Source organism: Caballeronia sp. LjRoot31 (genome assembly GCF_964253885.1).
Lineage (GTDB): Bacteria > Pseudomonadota > Gammaproteobacteria > Burkholderiales > Burkholderiaceae > Caballeronia.
On the sequence record NZ_CAXURX020000002.1, the window covers coordinates 2,218,059 to 2,241,344 of the forward strand.

At 59.7% G+C, this 23,286-nt stretch carries 21 protein-coding genes, 2 pseudogenes and 1 riboswitch; of the genes and pseudogenes, 8 read left to right on the forward strand and 15 right to left on the reverse strand.

Annotation, left to right across the window (positions count from 1 at the left end; all coding sequences use genetic code 11):
* Positions 1 to 32 precede the first annotated feature (32 nt).
* The gene (locus tag ACSQ8V_RS28230; RefSeq protein WP_436207889.1) at positions 33 to 1,223 is read right to left on the reverse strand and encodes a pyridoxal-phosphate-dependent aminotransferase family protein; all 1,191 of its coding nucleotides are present in this window, start codon (positions 1,221 to 1,223) and stop codon (positions 33 to 35) included.
* Between the two features lie 522 nt (positions 1,224 to 1,745).
* Between ACSQ8V_RS28230 and ACSQ8V_RS28235 the strand changes: the two genes are divergently transcribed.
* Positions 1,746 to 2,399, forward strand: a complete 654-nt coding sequence (locus tag ACSQ8V_RS28235; protein ID WP_436207890.1) for a TetR/AcrR family transcriptional regulator — start codon at positions 1,746 to 1,748, stop codon at positions 2,397 to 2,399.
* Between the two features lie 84 nt (positions 2,400 to 2,483).
* On the opposite strand, the pseudogene ACSQ8V_RS28240 reads toward ACSQ8V_RS28235, so the two are convergent.
* The 3 genes and pseudogenes from ACSQ8V_RS28240 to ACSQ8V_RS28250 all read right to left on the reverse strand — a co-directional run.
* Positions 2,484 to 2,666: pseudogene (locus ACSQ8V_RS28240) on the reverse strand (GMC family oxidoreductase N-terminal domain-containing protein); the annotation flags it as partial.
* Between the two features lie 29 nt (positions 2,667 to 2,695).
* The gene (locus ACSQ8V_RS28245) at positions 2,696 to 4,117 is read right to left on the reverse strand and encodes a coniferyl aldehyde dehydrogenase (protein WP_436207891.1); all 1,422 of its coding nucleotides are present in this window, start codon (positions 4,115 to 4,117) and stop codon (positions 2,696 to 2,698) included.
* A 280-nt stretch (positions 4,118 to 4,397) separates the two neighbouring features.
* On the reverse strand, positions 4,398 to 4,748 hold the full coding sequence (locus ACSQ8V_RS28250; RefSeq protein ID WP_436207892.1) for a winged helix-turn-helix transcriptional regulator: 351 nt from the start codon (positions 4,746 to 4,748) through the stop codon (positions 4,398 to 4,400).
* Positions 4,749 to 4,842: 94 nt separating this feature from the next.
* Here ACSQ8V_RS28250 and ACSQ8V_RS28255 point away from each other — a divergent pair, with 94 nt between their 5' ends.
* From ACSQ8V_RS28255 to ACSQ8V_RS28265, 3 genes and pseudogenes are all read left to right on the forward strand, one after another.
* The gene (locus ACSQ8V_RS28255; RefSeq protein WP_436207893.1) at positions 4,843 to 5,592 is read left to right on the forward strand and encodes an SDR family NAD(P)-dependent oxidoreductase; all 750 of its coding nucleotides are present in this window, start codon (positions 4,843 to 4,845) and stop codon (positions 5,590 to 5,592) included.
* Between the two features lie 196 nt (positions 5,593 to 5,788).
* A complete protein-coding gene (locus ACSQ8V_RS28260; protein WP_436207894.1) occupies positions 5,789 to 7,159 on the forward strand; it encodes a leucine-rich repeat-containing protein kinase family protein in 1,371 nt (456 codons plus the stop codon).
* A gap of 45 nt (positions 7,160 to 7,204) precedes the next feature.
* Positions 7,205 to 7,324, forward strand: a pseudogene (locus ACSQ8V_RS28265) (alpha-hydroxy-acid oxidizing protein); the annotation flags it as partial.
* 79 nt (positions 7,325 to 7,403) lie between these two features.
* Here the strand turns inward: ACSQ8V_RS28265 and ACSQ8V_RS28270 are convergent.
* The 4 genes from ACSQ8V_RS28270 to ACSQ8V_RS28285 all read right to left on the reverse strand — a co-directional run bounded on the left by ACSQ8V_RS28270 (position 7,404) and on the right by ACSQ8V_RS28285 (position 10,974).
* Complete coding sequence (locus ACSQ8V_RS28270) at positions 7,404 to 7,526, reverse strand: hypothetical protein (RefSeq protein ID WP_436208032.1); 123 nt, start codon at positions 7,524 to 7,526, stop codon at positions 7,404 to 7,406.
* A 123-nt stretch (positions 7,527 to 7,649) separates the two neighbouring features.
* The gene (locus ACSQ8V_RS28275; protein ID WP_436207895.1) at positions 7,650 to 8,753 is read right to left on the reverse strand and encodes a DUF2817 domain-containing protein; all 1,104 of its coding nucleotides are present in this window, start codon (positions 8,751 to 8,753) and stop codon (positions 7,650 to 7,652) included.
* Positions 8,754 to 8,815: 62 nt separating this feature from the next.
* Positions 8,816 to 9,919 carry a 2Fe-2S iron-sulfur cluster-binding protein gene (locus ACSQ8V_RS28280; RefSeq protein WP_436207896.1) on the reverse strand — a complete coding sequence of 368 codons (1,104 nt, stop codon included), beginning with the start codon at positions 9,917 to 9,919 and terminating at the stop codon, positions 8,816 to 8,818.
* 2 nt (positions 9,920 to 9,921) lie between these two features.
* Positions 9,922 to 10,974 carry an aromatic ring-hydroxylating dioxygenase subunit alpha gene (locus ACSQ8V_RS28285; RefSeq protein ID WP_436207897.1) on the reverse strand — a complete coding sequence of 351 codons (1,053 nt, stop codon included), beginning with the start codon at positions 10,972 to 10,974 and terminating at the stop codon, positions 9,922 to 9,924.
* Positions 10,975 to 11,135: 161 nt separating this feature from the next.
* On the opposite strand from ACSQ8V_RS28285, the gene ACSQ8V_RS28290 reads away from it, so the two are divergent.
* On the forward strand, positions 11,136 to 12,077 hold the full coding sequence (locus ACSQ8V_RS28290) for a LysR substrate-binding domain-containing protein (protein ID WP_436207898.1): 942 nt from the start codon (positions 11,136 to 11,138) through the stop codon (positions 12,075 to 12,077).
* A gap of 66 nt (positions 12,078 to 12,143) precedes the next feature.
* Here the strand turns inward: ACSQ8V_RS28290 and ACSQ8V_RS28295 are convergent, their stop codons facing one another.
* Positions 12,144 to 12,425 carry a hypothetical protein gene (locus ACSQ8V_RS28295; RefSeq protein WP_436207899.1) on the reverse strand — a complete coding sequence of 94 codons (282 nt, stop codon included), beginning with the start codon at positions 12,423 to 12,425 and terminating at the stop codon, positions 12,144 to 12,146.
* 41 nt (positions 12,426 to 12,466) lie between these two features.
* Positions 12,467 to 14,125 carry an NRAMP family divalent metal transporter gene (locus ACSQ8V_RS28300; RefSeq protein ID WP_436207900.1) on the reverse strand — a complete coding sequence of 553 codons (1,659 nt, stop codon included), beginning with the start codon at positions 14,123 to 14,125 and terminating at the stop codon, positions 12,467 to 12,469.
* A 1,134-nt stretch (positions 14,126 to 15,259) separates the two neighbouring features.
* Here ACSQ8V_RS28300 and ACSQ8V_RS28305 point away from each other — a divergent pair.
* Positions 15,260 to 15,826, forward strand: a complete 567-nt coding sequence (locus ACSQ8V_RS28305; RefSeq protein ID WP_436207901.1) for a cytochrome b — start codon at positions 15,260 to 15,262, stop codon at positions 15,824 to 15,826.
* A 287-nt stretch (positions 15,827 to 16,113) separates the two neighbouring features.
* Here the strand turns inward: ACSQ8V_RS28305 and mntP are convergent, their stop codons facing one another.
* Positions 16,114 to 16,683 carry a manganese efflux pump MntP gene (gene mntP, locus ACSQ8V_RS28310; protein WP_436207902.1) on the reverse strand — a complete coding sequence of 190 codons (570 nt, stop codon included), beginning with the start codon at positions 16,681 to 16,683 and terminating at the stop codon, positions 16,114 to 16,116.
* A 25-nt stretch (positions 16,684 to 16,708) separates the two neighbouring features.
* Positions 16,709 to 16,886, reverse strand: a riboswitch (yybP-ykoY riboswitch).
* A gap of 335 nt (positions 16,887 to 17,221) precedes the next feature.
* Here mntP and ACSQ8V_RS28315 point away from each other — a divergent pair.
* Positions 17,222 to 17,815 (forward strand): transglycosylase SLT domain-containing protein, encoded by a 594-nt coding sequence (locus ACSQ8V_RS28315; protein WP_436207903.1) that lies wholly within the window; start codon positions 17,222 to 17,224, stop codon positions 17,813 to 17,815.
* A 218-nt stretch (positions 17,816 to 18,033) separates the two neighbouring features.
* On the opposite strand, the gene ACSQ8V_RS28320 is transcribed toward ACSQ8V_RS28315, so the two are convergent.
* From ACSQ8V_RS28320 to ACSQ8V_RS28335, 4 genes are all read right to left on the reverse strand, one after another.
* Positions 18,034 to 20,223 carry an ATP-binding protein gene (locus ACSQ8V_RS28320; RefSeq protein WP_436207904.1) on the reverse strand — a complete coding sequence of 730 codons (2,190 nt, stop codon included), beginning with the start codon at positions 20,221 to 20,223 and terminating at the stop codon, positions 18,034 to 18,036.
* 138 nt (positions 20,224 to 20,361) lie between these two features.
* The gene (locus ACSQ8V_RS28325; protein ID WP_213764248.1) at positions 20,362 to 20,742 is read right to left on the reverse strand and encodes a hypothetical protein; all 381 of its coding nucleotides are present in this window, start codon (positions 20,740 to 20,742) and stop codon (positions 20,362 to 20,364) included.
* A gap of 277 nt (positions 20,743 to 21,019) precedes the next feature.
* Positions 21,020 to 21,364, reverse strand: coding sequence for a hypothetical protein (locus ACSQ8V_RS28330; RefSeq protein WP_213764249.1), 345 nt, complete (start codon positions 21,362 to 21,364; stop codon positions 21,020 to 21,022).
* 144 nt (positions 21,365 to 21,508) lie between these two features.
* Positions 21,509 to 22,258: a response regulator gene (locus ACSQ8V_RS28335; RefSeq protein WP_213764250.1), complete on the reverse strand. Its 750-nt coding sequence runs from the start codon at positions 22,256 to 22,258 to the stop codon at positions 21,509 to 21,511.
* Between the two features lie 258 nt (positions 22,259 to 22,516).
* On the opposite strand from ACSQ8V_RS28335, the gene ACSQ8V_RS28340 reads away from it, so the two are divergent.
* A complete protein-coding gene (locus ACSQ8V_RS28340; RefSeq protein WP_436184839.1) occupies positions 22,517 to 23,275 on the forward strand; it encodes a response regulator in 759 nt (252 codons plus the stop codon).
* Positions 23,276 to 23,286 lie beyond the last annotated feature (11 nt).

A 23,286-nucleotide genomic window follows, 5' to 3' on the forward strand; every position in this document is an offset into this window, starting at 1 on the left:
GAAGAAGACCTGCAGACTGCCTGCCCGAGTCTTTAGTCCGAGGCCAGACGTGCGATCGCACGCTCCACGCCACCGCGCCCGAACGGAACACCCTGCACGGTCATGGCGGCTTCAACGCCGCCGAGACATCCAAGGATCATCGCGGGGTTAATGTCGCCGAGATGCCCGATACGAAATGCGCGGCCCGCAAGTGGCCCGAGACCACCGGCGATGGCGACTTCGAAACGCTCGCGTGCGACGCTACGGATTGCTTCCGGATCGATCCCCGCACTCACCTCGATGGTCGTCACGGACACCGAACGCGCAGCCGGCACCTCGCAGAAAAACCGCAACGCGCCCGCCTCGCTCCAGCATTCCACCGCGGCATGCACCGCTTCCGCGATTCGCCGATGGCGTTCCAGCACCTCGGTCAAGCCTTCCCGGAAGATCAGCCCGAGCGACGCCTCCAGCCCTGCGATCAGGCTTTGCGGCGGCGTGCCGCAAAACTTGCGGTACGACAGCGGACTTCTCCGCCGCTCCCAGTCCCAGTAGAAACGCGGTGTGGAGTTGCGGCGCGAGACCTCCATTGCCGTTGCGTCGACCGCGACAAACGCGAGTCCGGGCGGCACCATCAACGCCTTCTGACTGGCGCCAAGAACCACGTTGATGCGCGTTGCATCCATGGCGAACGGCGCCGCTGCAAGCGACGCAACCACGTCGACCACGAGCAGCGCCGCGTGATCGGCCCGATCGATCGCCGCCCGCATGGCCGGCAGATCGTTGGTGATGCCGCTTGCCGTGTCCGTGTGAACGATGAAGACCGCGACGATCTCGCGTTTCACGTCGTCCCGCAGCACGGCTTCGATATCCGCCGGATCGATTGGACGTCCCTCCACCCAGGGTGTCCGAATCACGCGACCGCCCATTGCCTCGGCCTGCACCGCCCACGATTCCGAGAAGTGGCCCGTGCCAGCCACCAGCACCGCCTGACCCGGCGCAATCAGGTTGGCGATGACCGCTTCCCACGCACCGTGCCCATTCGCGGCATAGAGGAATACGTCCGACTGTTCTGTCTGCAGTACGCGCTTCAGGCCGGCTTCACACGCGGCAATACAGCGATCCAGCCTCGGGTCGGCCAGATCCATCGGCTGACGGCTCATTGCGTGCAGGACTTCATCCGGAACGCGGCTAGGTCCCGGCGAATGCAGAAAGCGGTGGCCGGGCAAACGGGCAAAGTCGTTCATGCGAGAAGGATTCGAAATGAGTGATTGCCGCTGGAGTTTGAGCGCGCTTGAGCTTTGTCGTCAGTCAGTTTCATTGCAACCCTGGCTAATTGTTGGTCAAAAAGATTCTACAGGGCTGCGCGGGCGCATGCACTTTCGATTCGCTTTAGCGATGCATGCGGGACCGCGCTTTCGCCCTAAAGCTCGAAGCTTGGGCACAAATGCAATCTGATGAACACGTCGCGCCTGTTCGGCGTTATCGCGATCCCAACGCAGGGCGGATACAATGAATGCCAGAAATTCGCGGTCTACGGCGGTCTACAAATACACCGAGGCGTTGCGCATGGGACGGGAGAGGGAGGATGTGTCTGTGAGTGCTGCCTGTGTTTATCCCGGCGGTGTTGCGACCCGGATCGCAACCGCGTCACGGGCGCTGCCCCCGCAGGGCCGGTTCTTAAGTGACAATGGAATCGCTCCAGACGATTGCAGACGGACCGCTGACAACACCTGCTTCCCAACTCGCCCAATAGTCGCGATGAACACATGAACCGCGAACGACTCACCCGCGAGCAAGCCCGCGAACAAACGCGCCAACGTCTGCTCGACGCTTCTCAGATCATTTTCACAAAGCAAGGATTCATCGCGGGAAGCGTTGAAGAGATCGTATTGGCCGCAGGTTATACGCGTGGCGCGTTCTATTCGAATTTTCGCAGCAAGCAGGAAGTGCTAATCGAACTTCTCAAACGCGATCACCTTGCCATGCAAGCGGGCTTGCACGACCTTATGCAAGGACAAGTCACGCGTGAGGATCTGGAAGACCGCGCATTGCTTTTTTACAGCCATTTATATCGTGACAACAAGAACTTCCTGCTATGGGTCGAAGCGCAACTGCTGGCGTCGCGCGACGCTCACTTCCGCGTTATCTTCAACGCTTTCCTGCGTGAAAAGCTCGACCAGTTAACTTTACATATCCGCGAGTTTTCAGTGCGCGCGGGTACACCGTTGCCCGCTGAAACGCTTGCGCTTGGGTTGATGGCGTTATGCAACGGCGTGCGGTTCTTCTATTCGATCAATCCGCAGGCCGTAACGGGGGAGCTGGCTGAATCCGTTCTGGCGCACTTCTTCTCGCGCGTGGTGTTCGGACGCAGCATGCAGGTCATCGAAGGGGCTATACCCGTTCGCCTCGCCGGGCAGTGATGCGTGGCTAAGCTTGCAACATTCATGCTGGTCCACGGACAGCGTCGCGATCAATCGCGTTCATGGACTGAGGATGGGCGCCTTGTACGACCGTCCTTCATTGCCAAGTGATTCCCAATGATCGTAGTCCGAACGATATCCGCGCACATAGACCATGGTGTTGACGGCGGATGACCCCGCCAATGCCTTGCCGCGCGCCTGATAGCCCTTACGACCGTCAAGGCCCGCCTGCGGCACCGTTTCGAACACCCAGTTGTTGAGGTGAGTCAGCGCGCGCCACGCCGCGGCCGTTTTGTTCACGTCATACGCTTGATCAGCCGCAGCATCAGGTCGAAGGTCTTGCCGTATGGAGGATGGAAAAGACGGGTGCCATTCAGGCGCGCCTGGTAGAAAACCGGTTTCTCTTTGCTGAATGTACGGAAACCCCATTCGCCGTGGTAAGCGCCCATGCCGCTCGGGCCGACTCCGCCGAACGGCTGCGCTTCCTGCGCCAGATGCCAAAGACAATCATTGATGGTGACGCCGCCTGACACGGTCTCGTGCAGCACCCGGTCGCGATTGACGACGCTCCGGCCGAACCAATAAAGCGCGAGCGGCCGGTTGCCCTGGTTCACCATCGCAATGGCCTGGTCAAGCCCGTCATATTCGACAATGGGCAGCAGCGGACCAAAGATTTCCTCTCGCATCAGACGCGAGCTTGCGGCCGCGCCGACCACCAGCGTCGGTGGAAGTTTTCGCGTACCTTCGTCGAAACGTTCGCCGGCCGGATTGACTTCGACAATGCGCGAACCGCCATCACGCGCTTCCTCGAGTATCGCAAGCAGCCGCTCGCGATGCCTCGCGCTGATGATCGCCGTATAGTCCGGGTTGGAGATCAGCGTGGGATAGAGGCGCGTAATTGCCGCCTTGAGCTGATCGGCAACGCTGTCGGCCAGACCCGCCGGCACGAGAACATAGTCCGGCGCAATGCAGGTCTGTCCAGCGTTCAGGAACTTGCCATAGGCAATGCTCGCCACGGCGGCAGCAATGTCGCAGGAGGCATCGATTATTGCAGGTGATTTCCCGCCGAGTTCCAGCGTCACCGGCGTAAGGTTTGCCGCAGCGGCCTGGGCGACCTGCCGGCCGACCTGGGTCGATCCGGTAAAGAACAGGTGATCGAACGGCAGACGGGCAAAAGCCTGACCTACGTCCACGCCGCCGTTCACCACACTCAGCTCATCGGGCGCAAACGAAGCGCGAACCAGCCGGTCCAGCAATTCGGAGAATCGGGGAGTGAGTTCGGAGGGTTTGAGGAGCACCCGGTTGCCAGCGGCGATGGCCGCCAACGCCGGCCCCAACGATAATTGAATGGGATAGTTCCACGGCGATACGATACCGACCACACCAAGCGGTTGCCGCAACAGGCGGTTATAGCCAGGCCGAAAGTGCAAACTGGTCGCGACTCGTTGCGGACTTATCCAGTGCTTCAGGTGTTTGCGTGCGTGACGGATTCCGGCGCGCACGACAAACAACTCGGCGATCCGCGTTTCATGAGCGGACCGCCCGCCGAAGTCGTCATCGATCGCGCACACAAATTCACTCTCATGATCCTCCGTCAACGCAAGCAGCCGGTTCAGCCGGTCCATGCGAACGCGCAGCGGCGGATTCGATTCCGCCGCGAACGCCTGGCGTTGCGCCTCGAAGCGTTCTTCCATGAAAGAAGGCGGGCTGACCTGCATGGTCTGTTTCCTGTGTCTGAAATGACGCTAGCTTACCCGTTTCATACCGGCGGAAGTTGCAGCGTGCGAGCGCACCTTGGCTCCCTTTGAGCTACTCGCGCAACTGATGCGTGACCACCTTGAGTTTTATCCAGCAGGACATTGTTGGGCGCCATCTGCCGCGAGCTGCACGCGTTATGCGACCGGTCCGATTCGTCAGTCCACGCAAAAGATCCAGTGTCCGGGGATGGCTAACTCAGACTCTCGATTGCAATCCATTCATCAGTAGACCAAACATAATCTATTCAGTCTTTGTCTTATCGAGCAGCAAACTGTCTATCCGTTCCCGGTTTTCATCGCCCCAGGCACAGAGTGGCATGAGCGCTTTCGCCAGCGTCTTGCCGAACTCGGTCATTTCATAATCGACCCTGGGTGGCACTTCCCGATAATCACGCCGCACGATAATGCCATCCTCGGCCAACTCGCGAACTTGCTGGATCAAGACCTTTTCACTGATACCGGCGACAAGACGCTTCAATTCGCCGAACCGACGCGGCCCACTGTTCAGATGAAACAGCACGATCGGCTTCCACTTCCCGCCGACAACCGAGAGTGCGATCTCGAGTCCGCAGCTATATACCCGGTTTTCCATAAAAAGAATCTCCACACATACCTTTAGGTAGGTACTAGCCTAACAGAATGTACCCGACCATAATGAATCTTCAAACTCGATCAGGAGATTTCAAATGGGTAAGCTCAGTGGAAAAGTGGCCGTGATAACGGGTGCAAACAGCGGAATCGGCCTCGCGACGGCCAAGCGCTTTGCACAGGAAGGGGCGCGGGTTTTCATGAGCGGCCGGCGCCAGAAGGAACTCGATGCGGCCGTTGCCGAGGTTGGAGAAAATGCGCGCGGCATTCAGGGCGACGTGTCCATCCTCGCCGACCTCGACCGCCTGTTCGCCATCGTAAAAGAGGAAGCAGGAACGATCGACGTCCTGTTCGCCAACGCCGGCGGTGGAGAATTTGCAGCGCTTGGCGAGATCACGGAGGAGCACTTCGATAAAACCTTCGCGACCAACGTAAAGGGCACGCTTTTCACGGTGCAGAAGGCGCTTCCATTGCTCAAGGACGGCGGGTCGGTCATACTCACCGGATCAACTACCGAGGTCACTGGCGCCCCGTCATTCAGCGTCTACAGTGCGAGCAAGGCAGCGATCCGCAACTTCGCGCGAAGCTGGATCCTCGATCTCGCGCCGCGCAAGATCCGCGTCAATGTGCTGGTGCCGGGCGCCACCTCCACACCGGGATGGCATGGCCTCGCCACCTCGGAAGCGGCGAGCAAGGAGATGATCAAGTTCGTGCAGACTACGACGCCGCTTGGCCGCCTCGGTGAACCCGCGGAGACCGCGAGCGCGGCACTGTTCCTGGCTTCCGACGACAGCAGCTTTGTCACCGGAAGCGAACTGTTCGTCGACGGCGGGTCCGCGCAGATTTAGCGAACACGCGAGCCGCAAGCGGTCCACAAGACCACGGTTCACGAATGCACTCGAACCATGAGCAAAAAACCGTTTGCCTGCTATTGCAGGCATCCGGGGTTTCGACCGGCCTATCATGCGTGTCGAAAATACTCAGTAAAATCCATCCTGCACGGGCAATGCCAACCTGCCGCCCATCCTGGATACTCCCGCCACTGTGACAAGCACACTAGAACAACTTCGCGCCGGACAACTAGCCGGTACACAACGGCTGGCGCTAGCCTGCGGCCTGACCGAATTTCCACGCGAGATATTCGATCTGTCCGACACGCTGGAAATCCTCGACCTGTCCGGCAACGCGCTTTCGTCGCTGCCCGACGATTTGCCGCGCCTGACCAGATTGCATACGATCTTCTGCTCGAACAACCGGTTCATCGAGCTGCCGGAAGTGCTCGGGCAGTGCACGCAATTGAGCATGGTCGGGTTCAAGGCAAACTGCATACGCAAGGTATCCGGCGCGTCATTACCGCCTCAACTTCGCTGGCTGATCCTGACCGACAATGAAGTTGAGGCGCTGCCGCCCGAGATTGGAAACTGCGCTCAGCTACAAAAGCTGATGTTGGCCGGCAATCAGTTGCGCACGCTGCCAGTAGAGTTAGCCGCATGCTCTCGCCTCGAATTGATCCGGCTGGCAGCTAATCGGCTTGCCGAACTGCCGGTCTGGATCGCGTCCTTGCCCCGGCTATCGTGGCTGGCATACGCAGGGAATCCATTCAACGAACAACGGGAAGCCCAGGCAATAACGGATACGCCCGTTGCCGATATCCCCTGGCAGGCGCTGTATCTGCAGCATCGGTTGGGCGAAGGCGCATCGGGCGTCATTCATCGTGCAGAACATCGGCCGGAATATCCGGCGACTAGCAGCGAAAACGTACCCGTCGCAGTCAAGCTATTCAAGGGCGCTGTCACCAGCGATGGTCTGCCGCACTGCGAGATGGCTGCTTGCATTGCTGCGGGTACGCATCCCAATCTGATCCCGGTGCTCGGCAAGATAAAGGGCCATCCCACTGGCGTCCATGGCCTCGTGATGACGCTGATCGACCCGCAGCTCAGGAACCTTGCGGGGCCGCCGAGCCTGGCGTCCTGTACGCGCGATATCTATGACATCGATACCCGCTTCGACCTGACTTCAGCGCTAAGCGTTGCACACGGGATCGCATCGGCAGCATGGCATTTGCATCGGCAGGGCATCATGCATGGCGACCTGTACGCCCACAACATCCTGCATGGCGGACAGGGTCAGGCGCTGATGGGAGACTTTGGCGCGGCATCGTTCTATGCAACCGACGATCAAGCGCTGGCCGACGCACTCCAGCGCCTTGAAGTAAGAGCGTTCGGTTGCCTGCTCGAAGAATTGATCGATCGATGCGATGCGCAGGCGTCCGCGCAAAGCAGCATGGCGGTGCTCGCAAGCCTGAAAAACAATTGCCTGGACGAGCAAGCCGCCGACCGGCCGCTGTTCGGCGAAATCGTGAATACCTTGTCTGTGCTGAGGGATTCACATCGAAACGAGGCAGCTTCAGCTTAAATTCAGGCGCTTTAAAACGGGCTTTAAACCGTATACTCGTCCTCGGTGGATGGCGGGATCCGCAGTGGACAGGACATGCTGAAAGCGGTGGCGCTCGGCGCAAAGGGCACGCTGATCGGCCGAAGTTTCCTGTACGCGCTGGGCGCAATGGGTGAGGCGGGTGTCGAGGGACAAGAACTTTCATGCGACTTCCACTCAATGGGTTCAGACCACGCGAACGCTTCCTCTCGCTCGATCAACCATTTCAACTCCCCGAAATATCGAAATCGAAATAGCGGTGCTCGATTTTTTGATAGGTTCCGTCCTTCATCATCGCGTCGATCACGTGGTCCAGTAGCAACGCCACACCAGCAAGTGCCTTTTTCATGGATGCTCCAGTTCGATGGAATAGCCGCATCGTTGAATGCGTTGCCGCCAAGGTTGATAAGACCGCTGCTAAAGCGGGTCGCGCGATGTAGCCATGCGTGGATTCAATGCGTGCCGTGCTTGGCTAGGCTGTCTGCAATGCCAGGAGCCCACGCTCAAAAATCTGTCGCGTGCGTAGCTGGGTGAGTTCGCGCCAGTCCCGATCCGCGGGGTAGAAATGTTCCGCCAACGCAGCCTTGATCCGGCGTCCCGTTTCGTCTTCAGGATCGCCGTACAGATGCAGCCAGTGATCGTCTCTTAACGTGCGATGTCCCCGGACGCCGTCATAGGTCCCGCATTCGATAACCAATTGCATCAGGTCGGTGCCGGGCAGTGAATCCAGCAGCGCCTGTGACGTATAACCGGTCGCAGTCGCCGCGATTCCTGAATCAGTCGTCGCAGCGGGTCCGGTGATGACCGTGTAAAGCCATGGGCCGAAAACCGACTGTGACCTGGCGAGTGCGGGGTAGCTTTCCTGCGCCACCGCCATCAACATGGCATGACCGAACGCGCCTGCTCCGGTATGCAGGTCGAAACACATTGCTGTACGCGCGCCTTCCATAAAACGCTTCGCGATGGCGCGCAACGTACGGTTGCTCCAGGTGGCATGCTGACCACCGAAGAAGATGCCGTCGGCATGAGCGTACTGCCCCGCCTCGATAATGCTCATTACCGTGGCGAGACCTCGTCTTTCGATCTCATCGGCAAGCCGTTCGTCCGCACGGCGGCGAGCGGGACCGTCAAGGTCGCGGCACAAATAGAGAGTGTGAAAAGCCTCATAGCGCGCGTTGTCCGGCAGCGGCGCGTTAAACGCGACGTAGTTCCGGTTGAGGTCGACGTTGTCCTCATTCACCCGACGTAACCAGGCCGTTCCCCAGGGATTGATCAGGTGCACCATGACCACGCAGACGTCGGCTGGCAGCGCGCGTTTTTGCAATGAATGAAGGAATGCGATCTGCGATTCGGAGCCGTAATACCCTTCAATGCCATGTGTGCCAGAGACGACGATGAACCGCTTGGGCGCAAGCGGATCGCCGATCACCGCTACGTCGGTGGCGAGCATTTCACGGCGAGGGCCGCGCATCGGATGCTCGAACTCCGTAAGCTCGGCCCCGGCAGCCCGCGCGGCCTCGATAAAACGCTCACGCTGAGCGGTAAAGCCTGGGGCTTCAATAAAATGCCGATTCATGTTCTCGTTCCAGAATTTATAATCGCTGGCGGAAAATTAGTTTGCTTTACTAATCAAACCACTCAACCAATGCGTAGAGTGACAGCGGTCGACGGCCGTGCACAACACAGCAACACTTCGCCGTCGCGCGGTTCATCGAGCGGTTGCTCGAAGTATTCGACCGTGCCATCGATCAACTGGCTGGCACAACATCCGCACAATCCTGCGCGGCAACTGAACGGCGGTTTAAAGCCCTCAGCTTCGGCAAAATCCAGCAATGAATGGTATGACCGATCCCATGCAACGGTCTTGCCGGAGGGCGCAAAACAAACAGTGGGCACGGACGTATCCAGTGCGACCGAAGGCTTGGGCGAAGACGGCACGTCGACCTCGTCCAGCTCAAGCATCGAAGCGGGCCCGAAGAATTCATGCCGGATACGGGCTTGATCGACACCAAGGCTACGCAGCAAACGCCAGTTCGTCTGCATGAAGGGCGTTGGGCCGCATAGATACACGTCATAGTCGTCGAGCGGCAGCAGGCGTTGCATGGTCTCGCGCGTGATCAGACCCTCACTGTCAAAGCGCTGCTCCACGAGGTCCAATGGTTCAGGCATGCGATAACAGATATGCGTCAGGACACCCTCCCTGCTCGCCTGCAAGCGCGCCACTTCATCCCGAAACGCATGCACGGCGCCGTTTTCGCATGCGTGGATAAAATAGACACGACGCCTCGATGTCGCACACAGGCGATGCAACATGCTAAGCATCGGCGTCACGCCAACACCACCGCTTAACAATACGACTGGGCGATCGCCAAGCTCATCGAGTACGAACGCACCGGCTGGACCCGCGACATCAAGCGTAGCGCCCGCCTCGATACCCCCATGCAGATGACTCGATACCAGCCCGTCAGGCAGTTCGCCCCGATCCGCCGGCGCCAATTGATGCTTGACCGAAATACGCCAGCGTGTGCGTTCGGCAGGATCGCCAGACAGGCTGTAATGCCGCAACAAGCGCTGCCCGTCCGGCCCGGTGAGACGCACCTGAACAAATTGTCCCGGCAGGAAAACCGGCAGCAATGTACCGTCCGCCGCTTCAAGCACGAACGACTTGATGACGCTGCTTTCCCGCTGTACGTCAACTACGCGCATCCGCTTGAACGCTCGCGGTTCTGTAGCGTCTTGCATGGCTATCGGACGCAGTCGAGCGTGGCAGGTTCCTGAGCCTGCATCTCCGCCTCGATCAGCCGTTGCAGGCTGCGTCGAAAGCGCAACGGCCCGGCGTCAAGCGGCAGGTCGAGATTAGGCGTTTGCCTGTTCGCCATGCCCGCGTGGACGGCCGTCAGGATCACGCGGTCCTCTTCGAATGCGTGACGGACGTCCTCGTTGAACTGACGCGACACGTTTTCATCGCGTTGATCGAAGTTGCGCATCTGGAACCAGAAATAGCGCGTGTTCGATTCGTCGATCGGCGTCATGAAGTTGTATGAGTTCATCAGGAAGACGTGCTCGTGCAGCGGACCTTCGTCGGTACCCGTGCCTGCCGGCGTGAACACCGCTTTGATGATCGCATGCGATGGAAACCGCACTTCGTAATGCTGCTTGCGATCGCAGCGTCCCGAGAATTTCACGAAGCGCGCATAGAAGGGCGCCACGTCCACGTCTCGCATCCAGCGCGACACGATTACGCCTTCATCAGTCACCGTGGTTTTCAGCGGCTCGGATTCGCATGCCGCGTTGCCGAACGAGGACGGATGAACCCATGCGACATGTGACGGATCAAGCAGGTTATCCGTCACATACAGATAGTTGCACGCGACCGTCATTGCATCGCCCTGGTTCATGCCCCAGGCAGGATCGTCCCATTCCTCGACTGCGAAAATAGTGTCTGCGTTCGCCTGCTCCGGCGAGCCCATCCAGATCCAGACCAGACCGTAACGCTCTTCGACAGGGTAGCTTCGAACCCGCGCGGCCGATGGAATCCTCGCCATGCCCGGTGCTCGTACGCAGGCTCCCGAGCAATCGAATGTGAGGCCGTGGTAACCGCATTCAATCTGTCCGTCCTGCAGGCGTCCCATCGACAAAGGCAGCTTCCGGTGCGGGCAAGCGTCTTCAAGTCCAACCAGCGCGCCTCCGGGTTTGCGATATAAAACCACCGGCTCGCCAAGCAGGATCAACGGATGCAGGCCGTCGCCAATCTCGCTGCTCCATGCCGCCACGTACCATGCATTTCTTAAGAACATTGCCCCCCTCCGTTCCATTCGGAAGACAACCGTTGAGGCCGTTCTATCCGTTCTCATCCCTTGGGACTTAAGCTTAGAAACCCAAAATTGAAAAGAACAGAGGGCTTGAACTTTGACATCGTTTAGAATTTCTAAAACGACCTGGGCCCCACCCGCTAATCATGGACACACTTCCGCCACTGCGAGCGTTACAGGTATTCGACACCCTGGGCCGTTGCGGAGGCGTAGTCGAGACGGCGCGCCGCCTCGGCGTCTCGCCGGGTGCGGTCAGCCAGCAGATCAAGATCCTGGAAGATTCCTTGGGCATGCGGCTGCTGGCGAGAGAAGGCAAACGGCTGCGTCTGACCGCAGCCGGCGTGCGTTACCACGAGACCTGCGCAGCGGCGTTTGAAAGCCTGCGCGTGGCGGGCGCCGAGATCGAGCGAGTCAGGAACAGGCGCAGCTTGAGCGTGAGCGCGCTGCCCTCGCTACTGACAAAGTGGCTCGCGCCGCGCATCTACGAGTGGCAAAGCGAGCATCCGGAACTGGATGTGTATCTGGACGGCACGCATTCGGAGCCGTCGCCCGATGGCCCCGAGATCGACTTCCGCGTTACCTACGGCGAGCGCATCGATCATGCAGGCACGACGGTGGAGTTGTTTCGTGACAGTGTCGTACCCGTATGCAGCCCTCGGTTGCTCAACACCGGGCGACCGCTCGTCAAGCTGGACGACATCCTGGCTTACCCGTTGCTGTCAATAGACTGGTTTCCCAAGTTCTCCTCGCCGCCGTCCTGGCGCGAGTGGTTTGCGGCCAAAGGCATTGATTGCCCCGAGGATGTGCGCAGCAATCGCCTGGTGTTTTCGTTGTCAGGACTCGCGATACAGGCCGCTATTGAAGGTCATGGTTTCGTGCTGGCGCAGACATCGATGATCGTCGATGACCTGAGCGCAGGGCGCCTCGTGTTGCCGTTTCCGGTTGGCGTTGCGCTGCCCTCGCCCTATTTTTTGACCTGGCAGGCCAGCAGCTTCGACCAGCCGCACTGCCGCGTTTTCCATCGCTGGATTCTCACGCGCAGCCGCGAACAGCAAGTGATTAACGACCGGTTGCTCGGTCCTGGGTAAGCGCCGTGCCAAGAAGCTTTCAGGATGCAAACGCGCAGATTGCTGCCCGCGACCTTCCCGGACGCCCTACATACTGCCCATGAATTTACTGAGGCAGTACTTTCCATACACCCGGCAATAGCCGGTGACGACCCAGTGTTTTTCAACGCTGATAGGCGACTGCGCCGATACCTGAATCAGGTTGGAAGTAAATGACCGCGTAGTGGGATTGAGAATGGCGACTAGCAGAAGAACAAGCAGCCCTATGAGGCGGCGCGCCAGGCTGATTGTGCGGCCAAGCTGATTTTGGTCCATCACCAATCCTTCGTCGGCTATTGCATTGATTGCGCGCTTCAATAGAGCGGACATGGCACCGTCATAACGAACGGAGCCACGCCCGCGCATTGCTCCTAGTGCAACCAGATCATCTGCACGACCTTTACCACCACCAGCCCAACCGCCACGATCAGGTAACCGCGAAGCACACCCATCCAGATCCGCTTTGTCAGCGTGAGGTTCGGCGGCAGCAGCTCATTCAGAGGCGGCATGCGCCACGTATCCCGCGTTTCCTTCAGATAGCGCTGCTCCGTGCGCCCTTGTGTGCCATCCGATACTTCGTGGCCACGTTTGCGAAAGACCACCATGGCCAGATATCCCACCACGGCCAATGCAGTTCCACCACCCAGCAATTCAAGAATAGTCTCGCCGCCGATGTCCGGATACACAACGGATGCCGTCAGGATAATCGACAACATCACCAGGACCCAAATAACAGCGCCCGTGAAAACGTTGAGCTTCTTCGAGTTGGCCCACGGTCCCAGCACGGCTTGGTCGTTGCACAATAACAGCAGGAAAACCGTTGCGCCAGGCAACAAAACGCCCGCGAGTGTTTGCACGGCTTCCGTCAGCAGTCCAAGCGGGCTGCCGGGAATGAGCACGAGTGCGGCAGCAGCCGCCACAATGCCGAAATAAACCAGATAGAAACCCTTTGCGTCCGACACACCACGATGCAGCGAGTGACGAATCTTGAATACGTCGCCAATGGCGTAGGCAGTCGACAGCGACACCGCAGCAGCGCCAATGATGCATGCGTCAAGCAAGGCCACGGCGAACAGCGTGGCGCTCGTGCGTCCCGCGTATTTGCTCAAGTCCGCAATCACCCCGCCGGCATCGGTGAAGTTACCGAACTCGGACTTGCCGGCGTACAGCGCCGCGCAAAAGGACATCATTGCCACGCCGCCGATCATCACGAAGACAATACCAATCCACAGGTCGGCTTTCTCATACTTCATGAAACGCGGCGTAATACGCTTGTCGACTATATAGCTTTGCTGGAAAAACAATTGCCACGGTGCAACGGTGGTGCCAACAATACCGATCACGAGCAACATTACGTCGCTCAGTTTGGAATGTGCCGGCCAGGTTGGCACAAAGAAATTGCTTGCCATCTGCGACACGGGCGGATGGATCGATACGAGCACGGGAACAAGCAGCAAGCTCAACAGACATAGAACAATCGCAAAGCGCTCGAAACGTCTGAAGCTTCCCGTACTGACGGCCGCCATGGTCAGCGCTGCGGCAATGCACACACCCAGTATTTTGGAAATGCCGAAGAAATCGAGGACAAACGTGATGCCGATAAATTCGGTCACAATAGTGAGCGCGTTGAGAATAAACAGGTCGATGACGCTAAAGGCACCCCAGAATTTTCCAAAGCGTTCGAAGATCAGGCGGGCGTGACCGACTCCGGTAACAGCCCCCAGACGCAGCACCATTTCCTGGTTGACGAATAGAACCGGAACCAGCAGCAGCAACGTCCATAGCAAGGTTGTTCCGTAGTTCTGACCCGCTTGTGTATAGGTGCCGAAAGCGCCGGCGTCATTGTCGCCCACCATCACGATCAGGCCGGGGCCGAGAATGGCCATGAGCGTGCGGATGCGTGCCCACCAACTGGTGCGTGCGCCTGTGTCGTGTTGGGCGATCGTGCCGAGTGCACCCTTGATGTCGCCAACGTGCGCATCATCGAGCACAGCGCTGCGCGGTGGTAGAACCTGGGATGGAGTGGACATTATTATTTTCCAGAAAGCGTGGGTGGCCGATAGGGATGTGCCGTACTTATCCCGTGTACGAACGACGCGAGTCATCCCTTGATGAAGCCCAGGAGACCCCGCGCGGTGTACACGGGAACGTTATTAATCAGGCGTGAAAGATGAATTTTCGAAATGCGCGCCATGCGCTAGCGCAGCGATGCCGGCGGGTGGATTCCAGCGACAGCATGGCGTTGTCGTGAAGGGGTGATTCCTGGACGTGCGGACGGTGTGAGACGAGCAAACCGAAGTTCATGATGCTTCTCCGACTATTGGCTTTTCAGTGGTTGGAAAGCCAGCAGAACGGTATTCGGACACGCAATGCGTGCGACGAAAAGGATCTACTCGCCTTCCCTGGCAAAAGTGAAAGTACTGCGGCGTATGGGATAACTGTCACTGTCCGGCATGGCGGCTCCTTTGTTGCGTATGCACGCACGTCATCATCCGCACGGCGCACTTTCTGTTTCAAAAGCGCGAGCGGAACCAGTCACGAGTGTTAGCTCGCAACGCGATTCGTATGGACGCGAGCAATCCCGACGTCAATACGCTTGTTTCAAGGTGCACGGGGTATTCACTGCGGCGCGCACCGTCTGCCTGCTGGCAAGACGGCGGCTAGGGAATCAAGCGCGAACGTCCTGCCGGTCAGGCAGAGAAAAACTTCGAAGGTCGACTACTACAACTGTCCAAGGCATTAGCCCCGTTTGTTACGATGCCCGGATTCTAGGCGCGCGTTAAATGTCAAGTCAACCCCATTCGTTAAGCAGAGCAGAAATAGTTTTAACGCGTTGTCGATGCGTGGTTATTACATCCTTAAGACTTCATTTTTCGCACCAAAAGCAATACGCGGGCAATGTATGCGTAAGCATAATGAAACGAATTACTGGCTGACGTCGGCGTTGCTCCCGACTTAAAGGGAATGTCGATTGTGCTGCTTTTCACTGAGTTGAACGCCAGCTCGCTGCCGGCGATCTCTTAGTGGGTACACGCGTAGAACTGCCGCTCGTCGGATGAAACCAATCGGCGTATGGTGGAGTAACCCGTGGAGCACGCAATAAGGACACGCGTAAGGAAAAGGCGAGACACGGCCCGCGCCGCAATCAACCGAAGGAGGCGACCATGAACATCGCGAATTCGTCCGCCGCGCCGCTCGATGCAAGCGCCGGTGTGCTGCGTTATTCATCCGCGCAGATCGCTCTGCACTGGGTAATCGGGTTGGCGATCATCGTCATGCTCGGTATTGGCCTCTACATGGCCGGGCTGCCGAAAGGCCTCGCTTTCAAGTCGAGCCTGACCAACTTCCACAAGTCGCTCGGGATGACCGTCTTCCTGCTTGTGCTGATTCGCATCGTGGTTCGCCTGGTTGCAGGCCGGCCTCCGCTTCCCCCGATGCCAGCATGGCAACGCGTCGCCGCGAGCATGACCCAAGGTCTTTTATACGTGGCGATGATCGTCATGCCGCTGACGGGTTATCTCGGCTCGTCATTCAACAAGTTCAGCACGCGCTTCTGGGGCGTCCCGCTGCCAATGTGGGCCTGGGACGACCCCGGCTTGCGAAAGATTTTCTTCACGGTGCATATGGTCAGTGCCTGGGTGTTGATCGCGCTGATCGTTCTGCATGTAGCCGGTGCGCTCAAACATCAGTTGATGGACCGCGATCGACTGATGGAAAGGATGCTGCCATGACGAGGCCCGACAGATCCTTGAGTGACGGACACAGCAAGGGTCCCGTCGGATGAAAATGGAAATGCGTGGTTCGTCTGAACTATTTCGCAACCCTTATTAATTTATAAAAATCTCTGCCATGAACAATCCCCTCGTTTCGACGCGCGTCCTGGCATCGGCACTCGCTGCGCGGCTGCCGGCAAAGACCGCCGGACGTCCCCTCCATGCGAGGCATTGAACGCGGTCGCGGCAAGAATCTCCACGCACAAGAAGGAGCGCCTTGCCGCAGCCAACCGCAATCCGCTACTTCAACTCATATAGCCAAGATGCTCGGCCAGGATCACCGACCCGATAACAACAAGAATGAGCCCGCCCGCAATCTCCGCGCGCTGCCCCACGGCCTTGCCCAGAAAACGCCCGACCATCACGCCCAGGGTCACCATGATCAACGTCGCCAATCCGATAGTCGCGGCGGTCGACAAGATATTCACATCGATAAAAGCGAGTCCCGCTCCCACCGCCATCGCGTCGATACTCGTGGCGAACCCGGTGAACGCCAACAGCCAGAAACCGTGACTGTTGGGCTTCTCGACGTCCGGCGTGGGCGCGCGCAGGCCGGACGTGATCATACGTACGCCGAGCACGAGCAGCAGGCTGAACGCGATCCAGTGATCCCATGAGGCGACATACGGAGCGGCGGTCTTGCCGAGCGCCCAGCCAACCAGCGGCGTGATGGCTTCAATCACGCCGAAGATCAGGCCAGTACGAAGCGCCTCGCGAATCCGCGGACGATGCAGTGTGGCGCCCTTGCCGACCGCAGCGGCGAAGGCGTCCGTCGACATGGCGAAGGCGAGCAGGAGAGTAGAAGCAATATTCATGGGGATGTCAGGATGTCGTTATGGCATTCGGGTCGGGCGAGAACATGCGATGCAGCGGCGAGCCCGACCGGTCTCACCGACACATCGATGGTCTTGCCAACCCAAAAACTAACGGCTGCTCATGCCACGGTTCGATCGAACCAAGCGTGTTGACATGAGCGCTTCCAGCAAGTGGAAGCCGGCTACTCCCCAAAGACGGACGGAGGCTACCATGCCCGAAATGAATTTGTAAGCTTTCCCCGATAGGGCGAAGGGACACTCCCGGGCCGCTTCCGTCATGCCCACTGAGACGGATCAAGGCTCCGCACTGGTCCACACCGCGGACAAACCCAGATAATTTTGCCGGACGGCAAAGCTGTCACCAAAGTCCAGGCCAATACAACGCGGCCAGCCGAGAATGGCAAGCTTCCCGATCGAACCGCCGGGCAATGCCAATCGCCGACAGCGCCCAGACCCGCTCCCGCAATAGCAAACACATGATTTGCAAGGATTTTTCTCGTCGGTATAATGCGACCTTCCTTTCCAAGGCCACTTTCCCATGAGCAGACTCCTTTGGCTTGCTGCGCTGACGTTCGGCGCGATGCTAGGACCGGTGCAGGGCGCGGTGGCTCAGGAACGTGCCCCTGAAGCCGCCCAGCAAGACGCAGCAGCCAGCGACGCCACCGCCGAGGCCACTCATCAGGTCTCCCGCCTGATCTCCCAGAAGTTCGGCGTGGCGCGCGCAAAAGCGGAGCAGATTTCAGCCGCGGTCATGTCAGCCGCATCGAAATACTCGCTCCCTCCCGCCCTCCTCCTCGCCATCATCTCCGTTGAATCCCGCTTCAAGGAAAAAGCCCGAGGCGCCAATGGCGCAACCGGGCTGATGCAGGTCGTGCCGGCCGCTCACAGGCAGCTCGTGCGCAACATCGACTTGACGGAAGCAACCGCGAATATTGAAGCGGGATCGGCGATTCTTCACGGTTATGTCCAGTCCGCTCGCGGCGATGTGGGTGCGGCCCTGAAGAGCTACGGCGGTTCGAAAGCCTACGCGGAAAAAATCAGCCTGCGAGCCAAGGCGTTCGCTCCTCAATTCGGCTCCGATGCCGATGCCGGTACCGATGCCAACAGCAACACCGGAACGACCGGCGACTGACTCTCCGCTTCAGCGCTCTGCAGTAACGTAACCACCACCGATCAACTCCCTCTCATTGCCCGGCGCGAAGCGATCCTTGCTGATCCGGCAAAGGGCCGCCCTCACCTCCCATGGGCATCGATGAGGGAAACAATAATCCCATTGCCGCCGTCCCTGTCCGACTCGGGATGTCTCGGACTACTCAGCAATTTTTTCACGCCGAATACCGCACCGATGAGTTAGCGCAGCACCAGTTCCCGCAGTTCGTCGATATTAAACGGCTTCGCAAGAATGGTCACCCCGGTGTGACGCGCGCGCTCGAATTCGTCGGCATAACCGGTCATCAATACAATCCGTTGCAAGGGCCAGGTACCGCGCACTTTCTCAGCCAGGTCGATGCCGTTTAACCGGCCAGGCATTTGTATATCCGACAACACCAGGTCGAAGCGGCTGCCTTCGCTGAGCAGGTCGAAGGCTTTGTCGGCGGTGAGTTCGTGGCGCACATCGCAGCCAAAGGTGGCGAGCACCGCCGCCACACCCGCCGCCACTTCCTCGTTGTCTTCCACCAGCAAGATCGAACCCGGATGCAGCCGCGCGGGCGCAGCCTTGTCCGGCGAATCCAGCGTACCTGGCGAATCCGCCGGGTACGCCGCGTCGTCCGGCGCAGTCACCGGCACGGCGGATGGAGCGTGGTATCGGGGCAGATAAATCCGCACGGTCGTGCCGCGTCCCGGCACGCTGTCAAGGCGCGCGGTACCACCCGCCTGCTCGCATGCCGCCAGCACTTGCGCCAACCCCAGGCCCGTGCCCGAGCCGCTGAGCTTGGTCGTGAACAGCGGCTCGAATGCACGCCGTGCGGTCGTTTCGGGCATGCCCTCGCCGCTGTCGGTGAAGGCGAGCAGCGCATATTCGCCGTCGGGCAAAACGTTGTCGGCGGTCACGCGAACATTCTGGCTGCGGATGACAAAACGGCCGCCGTGGGGCATCGCATCGCGGGCATTCACAACAATGTTGATGATCGCGAACTCGAGTTCGGTAGCGTCCGCGCGAACCTGCCACATGTCCGGCGGCACGTGCACTTTCACCTGGACCTTCTCCCCCGCCGCCGTTTCGATCAGCCCGGCCGCCGCGGGCAGCCAGACAGCGAGGTCGATCGGCGCCTGCTTGAGCGGTTGCTTGCGTGCGACGCTGAGCAAGCGTCGTGCGAGCGCTTCGGCACCGGCGGTCGCGCGCTCCACTGCCAGGACTTCCCTTTCAAGCCCATTGAAATTCTTGCGCCGTGCAAGCTCCATATTCGCCGCCACCACCATCAGCAGGTTATTGAAGTCGTGCGCCACGTTGGCCACCAGATTGCCGAGCGCACCCATGCGCCGCAATTGCCGGCTGGATGCCTCGGCCGAAAGCCGCATGGCGACTTCCGCCTGCCAGCGCTCCCATGCAACCTGCTGGGCCCGCAACTGGCGCAGCGAAAACAGCACGAGCAGCCAGACCGCGATGCACGGCGCCGCCGTGATCACCGCGATCAACGTGTAGTACTGCCGCCATTGCGCGAGGATTGCGGAGGCTGGAATGGCGCTTGTCACGTAAAGCGGGTAGTCCCCCACACGACGAAACGCCACCACGCGCTCCACGCCGTCAATACTTGAGCGTATCCGCAAGCGCCCGAACAGTTCGTTGTTGCGCATGGCGCTGGTGAAAGCCGTGTCGTGAGCGTGGGTAATGCCGGCGCGGTTGGGCGGCTCGCGCACGAGAATGCCGCCGTCGCGGCGAAACAGGCCGACGCTCATGCCGGACTCACCATTCGACAGATCGCGATAGAAGCCCGCGAAATAATCGCGTTTGAGCGCGATCGACACGACGCCGGCAAAACGGCCGTCGTTCAGGCTGCGCCCGACGCTGGTCGTGAATACGTCGGCTTGCTGGACGCTGCCGAGGAGCGGCAGGGAAAAATAGGGGTCCGGGCGGATGGAGCGAGCAGCGGTAAAGTCCTCGCGATCGGCAATCGACACGGCCGGCACCGGAAAATAGCGGTTGCTGGCGAGCATCTCACCCGTCACGCCGAAAATGGTGATGCCCGCTACTTGGGCGAACGATTCGCCGATCGCGCTCAGGCGGTCGTGGATGGCTTTCTGATTTGCGTGGATCTGGGCGTCGTCGCTATCGGCGAGCATTTCGACAATACGCGTCGAGATTTCGCGGTTGAGGTCGAGCACCTTGACGGCTTGTTCATCGGCGACACGGGCCACGCGATCGGCAATGTCATTGGATTCGATCATGCGGCGCTGGTAATCGTAATAACCGTAGCCAAGCAGGAACACGATCGGAAAAAGGATCGATGCCGCCAGCACGACCAGCAGGATTCGCCGGGTCGCGGCGAAATTGCGTAACGGCAATGGCAAGTCGAGTGCGGCGGAATCCGAAGAGTGCAAAGCGTCAGGGCTCCAAGGTTGGTTCGCTCGCGCCAGGGTTGGTCAGCAACGCGCTCGGGGCGGATCTGCCGGCGCTCAGCGACCGGCAGAATCCGTCAGCCCGATTCCCCAAGGACCCAGGCGAAACACCCAACCCTGTTACTGCGGCTTTGACATTGTCCCACTACCATTTGGTGATGCAGCGGTCGAGTTGTTATTTGTGCTCGAACTATTCCCCATGTTAGGCGTGGAGCCTGTCCCGGTTCCCATCCCGCCGCCCACTGCGGTGCCTCCCGGCGCACCACTCATTCCCGCGCCGTTGGCGCCGCCGGCATTGGCTCCGCCCACCCCTCCTCCGCCGCCGCCCACGCCTGCACCACCGGCCGACCCGCCACCTGATGAACCACCGCCCGCACCGCCACCGCCTGCACCACCACCTGCGCCACCTCCCCCACCCGCCTGCGCATAAACACTGCCCGCACCACCCGACAGGCCCAGTACCAGCGCAGACACCAAAATCTTCTTCGTTACGTGTTTCATTGCAGCCTCCTTGAAATACCGTTGAGTGCGTTGCGCAGGACTGACGTCGCAACGCTCGCTCTCATTCCAGTGCAAGGGGCATGCCGCGCAAGCGGCTGTTCCACGGGCGGTAACGCTTGCCTGGCGGGCATTCCGGGGATCGTGGGCCAGCAGTATTTGTGACCTTGGATTGGTTTTTTGACCAGCTTTTGCCCCACACGTCGATTCGCGCGGGGACTCGGCAAAATAAAAAACCGGGCTTGGCGGCCCGGTTTTGTCATCTCGAAGTGATTCGGTTTTACCAGCCTTGTTGCTGGTAATAACCCTGCTGCGGCGGCGGTCCGCACGGTACATACGCACGGCGGTAATTATCGAAGCAGTATCCCGGCGGCGGGCCAGGTTGCGCGTAGGCTGGCTGTGCATAGACGGGTTGCGCATAGACCGGCTGATATACCGGCTGCGCATAGACAGGTTGTGCGTACGTCGGCTGAGCCACAGCGGCCCCCACCACCGCGCCAATCACCGCGCCGCCCAGCAGCGCGCCGACTACCGCACCACCGTCTCCGCCACCCCCGTGTGCGGACGCCTGACCTGACATGGCAAGACTTCCGGCCAACACCAACACTGCTGCTACGCGTTTCATTTGAGTTCTCCAGATCCCGCGGTCGGGACTATGGAACTGATCTTATGCGGGTACAGAAGAAATAACTGATGCAGTTGGTAACGGATCATTTCAGCGGATACATATTCACGAGCGGCTATTCACGCACAAGGGCCCGTGCGTCCTTCACGCCTCGGTCGATGCCCGCCGGATAGCACGCTCCACCGCGCCGGTCTCGCCGTGCGGCACGAAGATGTAGCCCTGTCCCCAGACCGTCTGGACATAGCGCGGATCGGATGGATCGGCTTCCAGCAAGCGTCTCAGCCGCCATATGGATACGTCGAGGCTACGGTCCCGGTACGTTCCCGCCTGACCGCGCAGCTTCTCGTTCAATTGCGCACGCGTGAGCACGACCATCTCGTTTTTCACGAAGATCTTCAGCGTGGCGAATTCACCGGAACGCAATGGCACACGTTCGCCGTTGTGACGCAGTTCACGCGCGGCAAAATCGACTTCATAGGGACCGAAGCGATAAGGCGGCCGGTCCTCCGGCGCACCGGGCGACGCCGCGTCGCGACGTCTCAGGACCGTGCGGATGCGGGCGAGCAGTTCGCGTGGATCGAAGGGTTTGGCGAGGTAATCGTCCGCGCCCAGTTCGAGACCGATCACGCGGTCGATCACATCCGAGCGCGCCGTGAGGAAGATCACGGGAATGTCGTCGCCCGCCGCCCGCAATTCGCGCAACGCACTGATGCCGTCCAGCTCCGGCATCATCACGTCGAGCACGACGATGGATGGCCGCTCGACGTCAAGACGTCGTTTAAGCCCCGTACCGTCGTGCAGCACCGACACTGCAAGGCCATTGCCTTGCAGGTATTCGCGAACGAGGTCGCGCACTACGGGGTCGTCGTCGACGAGAAGAACATGATGGGTCATGCGATTCATTCTAAGACGCCGACACGCCTTTTCGCGACGCTGATTCCTTTCCGCTTCTTTCATCGAATTGCACGGAAAACGAGGGCTCGATACGTAGGATCAAAGCGCCGAGCCGCCCGGGTCAACGCATACGGGCTTTTCAAGCCGCCCCGTCGGGTCATTTTGCGGGAGCTTCGAGTAAGAATCGGTAACCATCTTTGAGTGGATGATTGAGTGGATGAAAAACCGTACTTTTACGATGCCAGCTAAAATTTCACCATGACTACATCTGTATTGATCGTCGATGACGACCCGGCGGTATGCGACCTGCTCAGCCGCTTCCTGAAAGCGCGCGGACTGGACGTTTCCGTCCTTCACGATGGCGCCGGCCTGCGCCGGGAGCTGGAATATGTACGCCCGTCCATCGTGGTGCTCGACGTCATGATGCCGGGCATGGATGGCCTCGCTGCGCTGCGCCAGGTGCGCGCCGCCGGTGACGACATCCCCGTGATCTTCGTCACCGCGCGCGACAGCGTGACGGACAAGGTGGAAGGGCTGGAACTCGGCGCGGACGATTACCTGCCGAAACCCTTCGACCCGCGCGAACTGCTCGCCCGTATAGACACCGTGCTGCGGCGGCGCGCGCCCGCATCAACAGGACGGCCGGAAGCCTGCGCGAGCGAACGCTTCGGCCGCTTCGAGCTCGACTTCGTCACGCGTGCGCTGGTGAGCGGCAACGAGCGCGTTTCGCTGCGCGACAGCGAATTCGCGTTGCTCAAGGTGCTCGTAAGGCATCCGTACAAAGTCCTGTCCCGCGTGCTGATCCACGATCTTGTACATCGCGACGACAGCACCTTCAGCGACCGCAGCCTCGACGTGCCAATCTGGCGGTTGCGCAGAATCATCGAGGAAGATCCGGCCAGCCCGCGCCATGTGCAGACGGTGCGCGGCCAGGGTTATGTGTTCATTCCCGATCCCGACGGCGCGCGCAACACGCAGCCGGCGCCCGCCACGCCCGATCACGCGTCTACGGTATGAGACTCTTCGGC